8 protein-coding genes are annotated in these 10,093 nt (G+C 66.8%); 3 read left to right on the forward strand and 5 right to left on the reverse strand.

The window, feature by feature from the left end; genetic code table 11:
* Positions 1-197 precede the first annotated feature (197 nt).
* The 5 genes from nifK to TSO221_RS08160 all read right to left on the reverse strand — a co-directional run bounded on the left by nifK (position 198) and on the right by TSO221_RS08160 (position 7,662).
* Positions 198-1,745, reverse strand: coding sequence for a nitrogenase molybdenum-iron protein subunit beta (nifK, locus tag TSO221_RS08140; protein ID WP_109117982.1), 1,548 nt, complete (start codon positions 1,743-1,745; stop codon positions 198-200).
* Positions 1,746-1,774: 29 nt separating this feature from the next.
* Entirely contained in the window at positions 1,775-3,214 is a 1,440-nt protein-coding gene (gene nifD, locus TSO221_RS08145) for a nitrogenase molybdenum-iron protein alpha chain (RefSeq protein WP_109117983.1), read from the reverse strand.
* 118 nt (positions 3,215-3,332) lie between these two features.
* A complete protein-coding gene (nifH, locus tag TSO221_RS08150; protein ID WP_109117984.1) occupies positions 3,333-4,238 on the reverse strand; it encodes a nitrogenase iron protein in 906 nt (301 codons plus the stop codon).
* A 313-nt stretch (positions 4,239-4,551) separates the two neighbouring features.
* Positions 4,552-6,234, reverse strand: a complete 1,683-nt coding sequence (locus TSO221_RS08155; protein WP_109117985.1) for a methyl-accepting chemotaxis protein — start codon at positions 6,232-6,234, stop codon at positions 4,552-4,554.
* A 159-nt stretch (positions 6,235-6,393) separates the two neighbouring features.
* Positions 6,394-7,662: a hypothetical protein gene (locus TSO221_RS08160; RefSeq protein WP_109117986.1), complete on the reverse strand. Its 1,269-nt coding sequence runs from the start codon at positions 7,660-7,662 to the stop codon at positions 6,394-6,396.
* A 221-nt stretch (positions 7,663-7,883) separates the two neighbouring features.
* Here TSO221_RS08160 and TSO221_RS08165 point away from each other — a divergent pair, with 221 nt between their 5' ends.
* The 3 genes from TSO221_RS08165 to TSO221_RS08175 are packed head-to-tail and all read left to right on the forward strand — an operon-like array spanning position 7,884 to position 10,076.
* Positions 7,884-8,750: an NAD(+)--dinitrogen-reductase ADP-D-ribosyltransferase gene (locus TSO221_RS08165; RefSeq protein ID WP_109118057.1), complete on the forward strand. Its 867-nt coding sequence runs from the start codon at positions 7,884-7,886 to the stop codon at positions 8,748-8,750.
* Positions 8,747-9,658 (forward strand): ADP-ribosyl-[dinitrogen reductase] hydrolase, encoded by a 912-nt coding sequence (draG, locus tag TSO221_RS08170; RefSeq protein WP_109117987.1) that lies wholly within the window; start codon positions 8,747-8,749, stop codon positions 9,656-9,658. Before TSO221_RS08165 ends, draG begins: the two co-directional genes overlap by 4 nt.
* Complete coding sequence (locus TSO221_RS08175; RefSeq protein WP_109117988.1) at positions 9,651-10,076, forward strand: ArsC/Spx/MgsR family protein; 426 nt, start codon at positions 9,651-9,653, stop codon at positions 10,074-10,076. Before draG ends, TSO221_RS08175 begins: the two co-directional genes overlap by 8 nt.
* Positions 10,077-10,093: the final 17 nt, after the last annotated feature.

Raw genomic sequence — 10,093 nt, forward strand, 5'->3', positions numbered from 1 at the left:
GAGGTTTACCGTCGCCACACAACCGGAGCGCAACGCTCCGCCCTTTGGAGTCTCTGGCACGTCGGTGCATCCGACGGCTCAGGATGCGGTCTGCAGCATGGGGGCTTGGGCGTCGGGCAATGCACGCGCCAAAAAAACAACCGGCCCCCGTGGATGGACGGGGGCCGGCCGTTTTCGTCAGGATCCGCCGAGGGAGATCAGCGGACCAAGTCGAAGGAGATGTCCGTCACGCCGACGACGCTGGTGTTGGCGTCCATGTCCTCGAAGATGCGGTCGAGGATGCGGACCAGCACGTTCAGCGCACCCTGGTAGCCCCAGGACGGGTAACGGTGGTGGTGGTGCCGATCGAAGATCGGGTAGGTCAGGCGGATGAGCGGGATCTTGGTGTCGCGCTCCAGGTACTTGCCGTAGCTGTTGCCGATGATGTAGTCCACCGGCTCGTTGAACAGCAGCGAGCGCAGGTGCCAGAGGTCCTTGCCGCCGTAGGCCTTCGCCGCGGCGCCGAAGGGCGAGCCCTCGACCGCCTTGGCGACCTGCTTCTCCCACTTCTTCGAGCCGGAGGTGGACAGGATGTGCACCGGCTCCGCACCCAGCTCCAGCAGGAAGCGCGCCATGCCCAGGCAGAAGTCCGGGTCGCCGTAGATGGCGAAGCGCTTGCCGTGCAGGTGGGCGTGGCTGTCGGCGATGGCGTCCACCAGACGGCCGCGCTCCAGCTTCAGGCTGTCCGGGATCGCCTTGCCGCTCAGCTCGGCGAGCTTCAGCAGCAGGTCGTCGGTGGCCGTCACGCCCAGCGGGTAGTTGAACTTGGCGACCTCCTGGCCCTTCTCCTTCACGAACTGAAGGGTCTGGTTGGTGTTGTACTCCTGCATGGAGATGGTGGCCTTGGCGTGGAGGGCCTGCTTGGTGGCCTCCAGCGTCGTGCCGCCGTCGTACATGCGGTACTCGCCGTCACCCGGGGTGTCGAACACGTCCGAGACGTCCGAGAGAATCGTCACGTCGATGCCGAACTGGGCGGCAATGCGCTTCAGCTCGCGGTTGTTGCCGACCGCGTAGCCGTCGAAGCCCGGGATGATGTTGATCGCCTGGGTCTTCTCGACGCTGTAGTCCTCGGCCTTGTCCCAGAAGTAGGACAGGATGCCCTTCATCATGTTGTCGTAGCCGACGATGTGGCTGCCGACGAACGACGGGGTGTGGGCGTAGGGGACCGGGAACTCCTGCGGCACGCTCTCCTTGTTCTTGGCGTTGGTGATGAAACCGCCAAGATCGTCGCCGATGACTTCCGCCATGCAGGTGGTCATCACGGCGATCATCTTCGGCTTGTACAGCGCGTAGGCGTTGGCCAGGCCGTCGATCATGTTGTTGAGGCCGCCGAACACCGCCGCGTCTTCCGTCATCGACGAGGAGACCGCGTTGTTCGGCTCCTTGAAGTGGCGGGTGAGGTGCGTGCGGAAGTAGGCGACGCAGCCCTGCGAGCCGTGCACGAAGGGCAGCGTGCCCTCGAAGCCCTGCGCCGCGTACATCGCCCCGATCGGCTGGCAGGCCTTCGTCGGGTTGATGGTGATGGCTTCGCGGGCGAAGTTCTTCTCCAGGTACTCCTTGGACTTCGTCCACTCGGAGACTTCGGCGACCTTCTCGTCCGAGTGACCGAACTCGAAGTCCTTCTTCTTCCGCTCGAACAGCGCCCGGTACTCGGGCTGGTGGAACAGCGTGAAGTGGTCCAGGACCTTGTCAGCGCTCTGAGACATGTTCTTGTACTCCTGTGTCCGTGCCGCGGTTACCAGGGGGCCTTCTGGAGGCCCCAGACCGGGTTGCTGATCGCCATGTCCATGTCGCGCGCGAAGATCGCGAAACCGTCATAGCCATGGTACGGACCGGAGTAGTCCCAGCTGTGGAGCTGCCGGAACGGCAGGCCCATCTTCTGGAAGACGTACTTTTCCTTGATGCCCGAGCCGACGAGGTCGGGGCGGATCTCCTCGACGAACTTCTCCAGCTCGTAGGCCGTGACGTCGTCGTAGATCAGCGTGCCTTCCTTCACGTAGTGCGTCGTGCGCTGATAGTCGTCGTTGTGGGCGAACTCATAGCCCGTGCCGACGATCTCCATGCCGAGGTCGGTGTAGGCGTCGGCCACGTGGCGCGGGCGCAGACCGCCGACGTACAGCATGACCTTCTTGCCTTCCAGGCGCGGCTTGTACTTGGCGATCACCGCGTCGACCATCGGCTGGTACTTGGCGATGACGGCCTCGGCCTTCTCCTGGATCGTGTGATCGAAGAGTGCCGCGATCTTGCGCAGCGACGCGGCGATCTGCGACGGGCCGAAGAAATTGTACTCCATCCAGGGGATGTTGTACTTCTCTTCCATGTGGCGCGCGATGTAGTTCATCGAGCGGTAGCAGTGGATGAGGTTGACCTTGGCCTTCGGGGTGTTCTCCAGCTCGGCCAGCGTGCCGTCGCCCGACCACTGGGCGATCACGCGCAGGCCGATCTCCTCGAGCAGGATGCGCGACGCCCAGGCGTCGCCGCCGATGTTGTAGTCGCCGATCACGGTGACGTCGTACGGGGTCGAGACGAACTCGGCCTTCGGCTCCGACTTCTCGAACACCCAGTCGCGGATGACGTCGTTGGCGATGTGGTGACCCAGCGACTGGGACACGCCGCGGAAGCCCTCGCAGCGGGCCGGGATGACCGGCTTGCCGATTTCCGAGGCCTTGGCGCGGGAGACCGCCTCGATGTCGTCGCCGATCAGGCCGATCGGGCACTCGGACTGGACGGAGATGCCGTTGGCGAGCGGGAACAGCTCGTTGATCTCCTCGATCGCCTTGTGCAGCTTCTTGTCGCCGCCGAAGACGATGTCCTTCTCCTGGAAGTCGGTCGTGAAGTGCATGGTGCCGAAGGCATCCACGCCGGTGTCGCCGATGTAGTAGTTGCGGCGGCCCGACCAGGAGTAGTAGCCGCAGCCCACCGGGCCGTGCGAGATGTGGATCATGTCCTTGATCGGACCCCACACCACGCCCTTCGAACCGGCGTAGGCGCAGCCGCGGATGGTCATGACGCCCGGGATGGACTTGATGTTCGACTTGACGCCGCAGTCCTTGGCCTCGGCCTCCAGGACGTTGATGTGCTTCTGGCGGCGCTTGCGCGACTTCTCGGGGTAGGCTTCCAGAACCTTGTCGACGAGACCCTTGACGTCGATGTCCGTGTTCACTGCCAAGCTCATAGCCGGCCTCCTGCTCGTGTGCTTCATCGCGCCCTGCAGCGCGGGGACCGGCCCCCTCTCTCCCGCCGCCGCGTGAGCGGGGGCGGGCTGGGGAGGGGGCCAGTTAAGGATGCCGCGATCAGGCGCCGGCAGCGGCGGCCTTGGCGGCTTCCTTGGCTTCGAGCTCGGCGAGAGCCTGCTCGTCGGACTTCATGATGCCGAAGTCCATGAGCATCTCTTCCAGCTCTTCCATGCTGATCGGGGTCGGGATGACGCCCTGGCCCTTGTTGTTGTGGATCTTGTTGGCGAGCTGACGGTACTCGTCGGCCTGCTTGCTGTCCGGCGCGTACTCGATCACCGTCATGCGGCGCAGCTCGGCGTGCTGCACGATGTTGTCGCGCGGCACGAAGTGGATCAGCTTGGTGCCCAGGCGCTTGGCCAGGGCGTCGGCCAGATCGACCTCCTTGTCCGTCTGACGCTCGTTGCAGATCAGGCCGCCCAGGCGCACGCCGCCGGAGTTCGCGTACTTCAGAATGCCCTTGGAGATGTTGTTGGCGGCGTACAGCGCCATCATCTCGCCGGACATGACGATGTAGATCTCCTGGGCCTTGTTCTCGCGGATCGGCATGGCGAAGCCGCCGCACACCACGTCACCCAGCACGTCGTAGGACACGTAGTCCACGTCCTCGTAGGCGCCGTTCTCTTCCAGGAAGTTGATGGCGGTGATGACGCCGCGGCCGGCGCAGCCGACGCCCGGCTCCGGACCGCCGGACTCGACGCACTTGATGTCCTTGTAGCCGATCTTGACGACGTCCTCGAGCTCCAGGTCCTCGACCGAGCCGGCCTCGGCGGCGAGGTGCAGCACGGTGTCCTGCGCCTTGGCGTGCAGGATCAGGCGGGTCGAGTCGGCCTTCGGGTCGCAGCCGACGATCAGGATCTTCTGCTCCAGCTCGACGAGAGCGGCGAGCGTGTTCTGCGAGGTCGTGGACTTGCCGATGCCACCCTTGCCGTAGAAGGCGATCTGGCGCAGACCGGGCTTCGTCATGTTGGTCGCTCCTTTGCGTTGTTCCGTCGCGGCGCCTTTGCCGCTGCCGATCGGGTAATTGCAGGGAGCGTGCCAAGTGCTGCGATGCGACTTAAATATATGATTTATAAAAGATATTTCGGTTTGTTGGATTCGTGTCGGGGGCGTCGGCATCTGTGCGATACACGACAAACCCATATTTTTTGTCCGGTCAATGTCGCCTTAAAAACAGGACGGAAACGGTCCTGAAACGCGCTCATGCCCGGATACGCGAAGGGGAGCGCCCGGGAGCGCTCCCCATTGAACCGGCGCAGCGGCGCAAAGCCCTCCGTCGTCAGGCAGAGCGCACCCGGGCGATGAAGTTGGCGGTCTCGCGCTTCAGCATCTCGGACTGGCGCGACAGCTCCTGCGCCTCGCCCAGCACCTGGGACGCGGCCTGGCCGGCGTCCTGCGCGGCGTGGTTCACGCCGTCGATGTTGCGCGCCACCTCCTGGGTGCCCTGCGCCGCCTGTTCGACGTTGCGGGCGATCTCGCCGGTGGCGGCCTGCTGCTCCTCCACCGCCGAGGCGATGGCGGTGGCGGTCTGGCTGACCTCGGTGAGGGTATGGACGATGTCCTGGATCGCCTCCACCGCCTGCCCGGTGGCGCCCTGCACGGCGGTCACCTGGCGGGCGATGTCCTCGGTGGCGCTGGCCGTCTGGTTGGCGAGGTTCTTCACCTCGGAAGCGACGACGGCGAAGCCCTTGCCGGCGTCGCCGGCTCGCGCCGCCTCGATGGTGGCGTTGAGCGCCAGCAGGTTGGTCTGGCTGGCGATGGAGTTGATGAGGTTCACCACCTCGCCGATGGTCTGGGCGGCGGTGGCGAGGCTGCGGACGATCTCGTTGGTGCGCTCGGCCTTTTCGACGGCGTGCTGCGAGGTGCGGGTGGACTGCACGACCTGCGTGCTGATCTCGCCGATCGAGGCGGAGAGCTGCTCGGCCGCCGAGGCCACCGTCTGTACGTTGCTGGAGGCCTGCGCGGCGGCGCTGGCGGCGCTGCCCGCCTCGCGCATGGCGGTGTCGGCGATGGAGGTCATCGACTTCGCCGTGGCGCTCATCTCGGTGGAGGCGGAGGCGACGTGCTCGACCACCGACTCGATGTGGGCCTGGAACTCGTCGGCGAGGCGCAGCATGGCCTCGCGGCGCTGCTCGTCGGCGCGCGCCTTCAGCGCCTCCTGCTCGGCGGTCAGGCTGGCGACGCGCTGGCCGTTCTCCTTGAAGACCTGGACCGCCTTGGCCATGGCGCCGACCTCGTTGTCCAGGTCGGTGTGGGGCACCGCCACCGACAGGTCGCCGTCGGCCAGCCGCGCCATGCCGGCGCGCAGGCTGCCCAGCGGGCCGGTGATGCTGCGGGTGATCGCCAGCGCCACCAGCAGGCCCAGCACCACCAGCGCGCCCAGCGAGGCGTAGAGCCGGGTGACGGCGGTGTCGCGGTCGGCTGTGGCGTCCTTGTCGAACTGGGCGGCCTTGTTCAGCGAGAAGCTCACCAACTCGTCCATCTTGGCGGAGACCAGTTGCACCTGCTGCGCGCCTTTGCCGCGGGTGATGTTGGCGGCCTCGGCGCGCTTGCCCTCGCGCATGAAGGCGATGGCCTCGTCGCGGATCGGCTTCCAGGCGCGGAAGGCGGTCAGCAGGTCCTCGATCATGCGCTTGTCGCCGAGGAAGCGCTCCTGAACCACCTTCAGGCCTTCGTAAACCTCGGCCTCGTACTTATCGACGGCCTTGGTCGCGGCGTCGAGCTGGGCAGCGTCCTGCGACAGCGCCACATCCTTCATGCCGCGGTGCATGGCGATCAGGTCGGCCTTGGCCTCGAGCGCGCTGGTGCTGACGATGAAGGGGTGCTTGTACAGCTTGGCGGTGAGGTCGGACAGCGCCGTCATCTCGACGGCGGCGAACACGCCAAGCCCGATGGCGAGCACCAGCACGGCGCCGAATCCGGCGACCAAGCGGGTCAGAATGGACAAGCGGCCAATGAGCATGAGGATCTCCACGCGAAACGGGCGCCACGGCGCGTCCGGGATGAAGAATTATGCCTTAGCGGATATTACCAAAAAGTAATGATTATTAGCATTGTTCTATTTCTAACATAATAGATGGCGTGACCTCCGTGTGGTCGAGCCCACTCCGGCCCCGGAACCTCATCCCACCGCCAGCCGCATCGCGGCGACGCGCACTTCCAGCGCCTCTTGGACATGCCGGCGGTTCATCTCGGTCAGCAGGTCGGCGACCGCCTCGGCGCGCTCGATGCGGCGGCGGGTGGTCGCCGGGTCCAGCCCACTGCCCAGCGTGTCGGTCAGCCACTCGCCGGCACGGCGCGCCATCATGGCGCTTTGCAGGACGATGTAGTCGCCTAGTTCGTCCAGCGCCGCCGGGCGGCGGCTGTGGTCGGCGCCGAGGCGGACGCAGAAGCGGTGCAGCCATTTGATCTTGCGGACCATGGCGGCGAACAGCAGGCTGTCCAGCTCGTCGTTGGGCAGCGCCTTGCCGGCCAGCTCGACCAGAACCTGGGCCAACCGTGTCGCGGATTCGACATAGGTGTCGAGCGCCACCTCGTCGGCGACCTTGACGAAGGGGGTCTCCTCCTCCTCCTGGCCCTCCAGCGCGTCGAGGATGCGCAGCGCCACCACGATCAGGCTGTCCACCGCGCCGATCACCTGCAGGCTGCCGTGCAGCGCGATCAGGTCGTGGTTGCCGACATAGGCGTTCAGCGTGTTGGCGGCGTGGCGCAGCGCCAGGCGCGCCACCCGGCGCGACTGGTAGGCGACCTCGCCCAGCGCCGCGCCGCGGGCGCCCAGGGTCTCCAGCACCAGGCGCAGAGCCTCCAGCCGCAGCAGCGTGTGCGACAGCATGGTGACGCCCCGCGCGGTGCCGGCTGGCATCTCGGCGGAGGCCGCCTGCTGCACCATGGCGCGGCTCGCCTCCTCCACGGCGCCGACCACGGCGGTGGCGTGCTGGCGCCCGCCGCCCCGCAAGGTCGCGACGATGGTGCGCATCGCCGCCGCCACGTCGACGATGCTGGGCAATCCCTCGTCGTCTTCCGGCGCTTCGCCTTCGACGGGGGCGGGCGCGATCAGGCGGTCGATCAGGTGGTCGCGGCAGGCCGGCAGCAGCACGTCGAGCAGCATCGGCGCCGCCTGCCGCATCGCCAGCTCGTGCTGGCGCGCCGGCGGCAGCCCATCCAGCCCGGCCAGCGGGTTGCTGCCGTCGGCGTGGAACAGCCGGCGGCGGTACGGGGTCAGCAGGGTGAGCAGCACCGCCGCCCGCTCCGGCGTCTGCATCTCGGCCAGATGGTCGGCGACCTTGACGGCGTCCGTCGCCTCGCGCGTGCCGCGGATCCGGCGCGGCACCGCGCGGCGCGGCGCGCCGTCGGTGCGTTTGCCTTCCTCGCGCTGTCGTATGCCGTCCATCGTATTCCGGTCAAGTCCTTCCGCTGCGTTTTTCCAGGCGTGTTCTTGCGATGCCGCTGCGGGAATTATGGGGAGCCGGAGAGGGTGCGGCAAACGGAATCTGATTAACCTTTCGCTAATCTTTCTTCATCTTGGGAGAATACGGCGAAGACGTTTCCAAATTCGAAATGGCCCGCGGTTTGCACAATCTCCCGCCGGACGAGCAGTGGGGTGCGCGGGGCATGGCGGACGGCGTGGACGAGGCAACGGGAGCAGAAACCGGTACGCCGCTGGCGTTGCGCGGCCACCGCACCAACATGGTCGGCATCCCGGCGGACGTGATCGTCACCGCGGCCTTCAACGAGCAGCCGCGCGCCTTGCGCATCCACGGCACGCGCGGCATGCACGCGGCGCTGTTCGAGGCGCTGGACGAGGTTCTGACGGCGGAGGCGGCGGCCGAGGTGTTCCAACGCTACATGGCGCAGACCTTCGACCTGAACCCGGACTTCTCGGGGTCTGAGGGCGCGGACGGCAAGCGGCGCTACCGCGCCAGCTACCTGCGCCTGCTCAAGGGCTGGATGTTCGACAGCAACAACGCCGAGGGCGCGGTGCTCAAAGGCTGGGCAGAAAGCCGCTTCGGTTTGCTGCCCACCTACCACAAGGAGCCGATCAAGCGCTTCGCCTCGGAGGCGTGGAACCGCTATGGCGAAGAGAAATTCTCGACGCGCTTCCACAACAACAACATCAATCTGCAAATAGACCTGCTGTACGAATACTGCCAATGGTGGATCCGCCGCGGCTGGCCGGACTCGCCGATGCCGGCCTGGGCGCGTGCGGTGAAATTGTACCGCGGGGTCAACGACTTCGACGAGCATCACGTTGTCGGGCGGCCGGACAAGCGCACCGCGGTCCTGCGGCTGAACAACCTGTGCTCCTTTTCCGTCGACCGCGACATCGCCGGCCAGTTCGGCGACTACATTCTGGAGGCCTGGGTGCCCGTGGTGAAGATCGTGTTCTTCCGCGACATTCTGCCGCACTATCCCTTCAAGGGCGAGGGCGAGTACTTGGTGGTCGGCGGCGACTACCGGGTGGGAGTGTCGCTGTTATGACAATTGGCCCGACACTGCGCTCGCGTGCGCTGGGCGCCTATCTCGGCCTCGCCTGCGGCGACGCGCTGGGCGCCACCGTCGAGTTCCTGACAAAGTCGGAGATCGCCAGCCAGCACGGCGTGCACAAGCACATCAAGGGCGGCGGCTGGCTGAAGCTGAAGCCCGGCCAGGTCACCGACGACACGCAGATGAGCCTGCACCTCGGCCGCGCCATCCTGTCCGGCGCCACCTGGGACGCGCGCCGCGTCGCCGAGGAGTTCGCGACCTGGCTGAAGGGCAAGCCGATCGATGTCGGGGATACGACACGCCGCGGCATCCGCCGCTACATCATGCACGGCACGCTGAGCGAGCCGCCGGCCGAGTACCACGCCGGCAACGGTGCGGCCATGCGCAACCTGCCGGTGGTGCTGGCCACGCTGGGCGACGATGAGGCGTTCCGCACCTGGACGCTGGAGCAGGCGCACATCACCCACGCCAACCCGCTGGCCGACGCGGCGATCCTGTCGCTGGGCATGATGGTGCGCCGGCTGATCCTGGGCGGCGGGGTGAAGGACGTGCGCGACGAGGCGAACGCGCTGGTCGCCCAGCACAGGCAGTTCAAGTTCGTGCCGTACCGCGGGCTGTCGACGGCCTACATCGTCGATACCGTGCAGACCGTGCTGCACTACTACTTCCAGACCGACACCGTCGAATCCTGCATCGTCGAGACCGTCAACCAGGGCGGCGACGCCGACACCACCGGCGCCATCGCCGGCATGCTGGCCGGCGCCACCTACGGGGTCGAGCAGATCCCGTCGCGCTGGCTGAAGAAGCTCGACCTCGCGGTGCAGGAGGAGATCGCCCGCCAGACCGACGCGCTGCTGGCGCGCTCGCCACTCTACAAAAACCGGGGGAACGTCCATGGCTGAAGTCGTCTTCTACGAAAAGCCCGGCTGCGTCGGCAACGCGCGGCAGAAGAAGCTGCTGGAGGAGGCCGGGCACCGGCTGATCGTCCGCGACCTGCTCAGCACGGTGTGGACCGACCAGACGCTGCGCCCGTTCTTCGGCGAGCGGCCGGTGGCCGAGTGGTTCAACCGCTCCGCCCCGGCGGTGAAGTCGGGCGCGGTGAACCCCGACGCGCTGGGCGAGGACGAGGCGCTGGCCCTGCTGCTCGCCGACCCGCTGCTGATCCGCCGCCCGCTGATGCGGGTCGGCGACCGGCGGGCCTGCGGCTTCGACGCCGACGCGGTGGACGCGTGGATCGGCCTGGCGCGCAAGCCGGGCGGCAACATCGAGGGCTGTCCGAAAGCCGACATGAAGCCGTGTCCGGTTCCCGTCGGGGGGTGACGGAGCCCCAGGGTTCG

Origin of the sequence: Azospirillum sp. TSO22-1, from assembly GCF_003116015.1 — a bacterium.
Classification (GTDB): domain Bacteria; phylum Pseudomonadota; class Alphaproteobacteria; order Azospirillales; family Azospirillaceae; genus Azospirillum.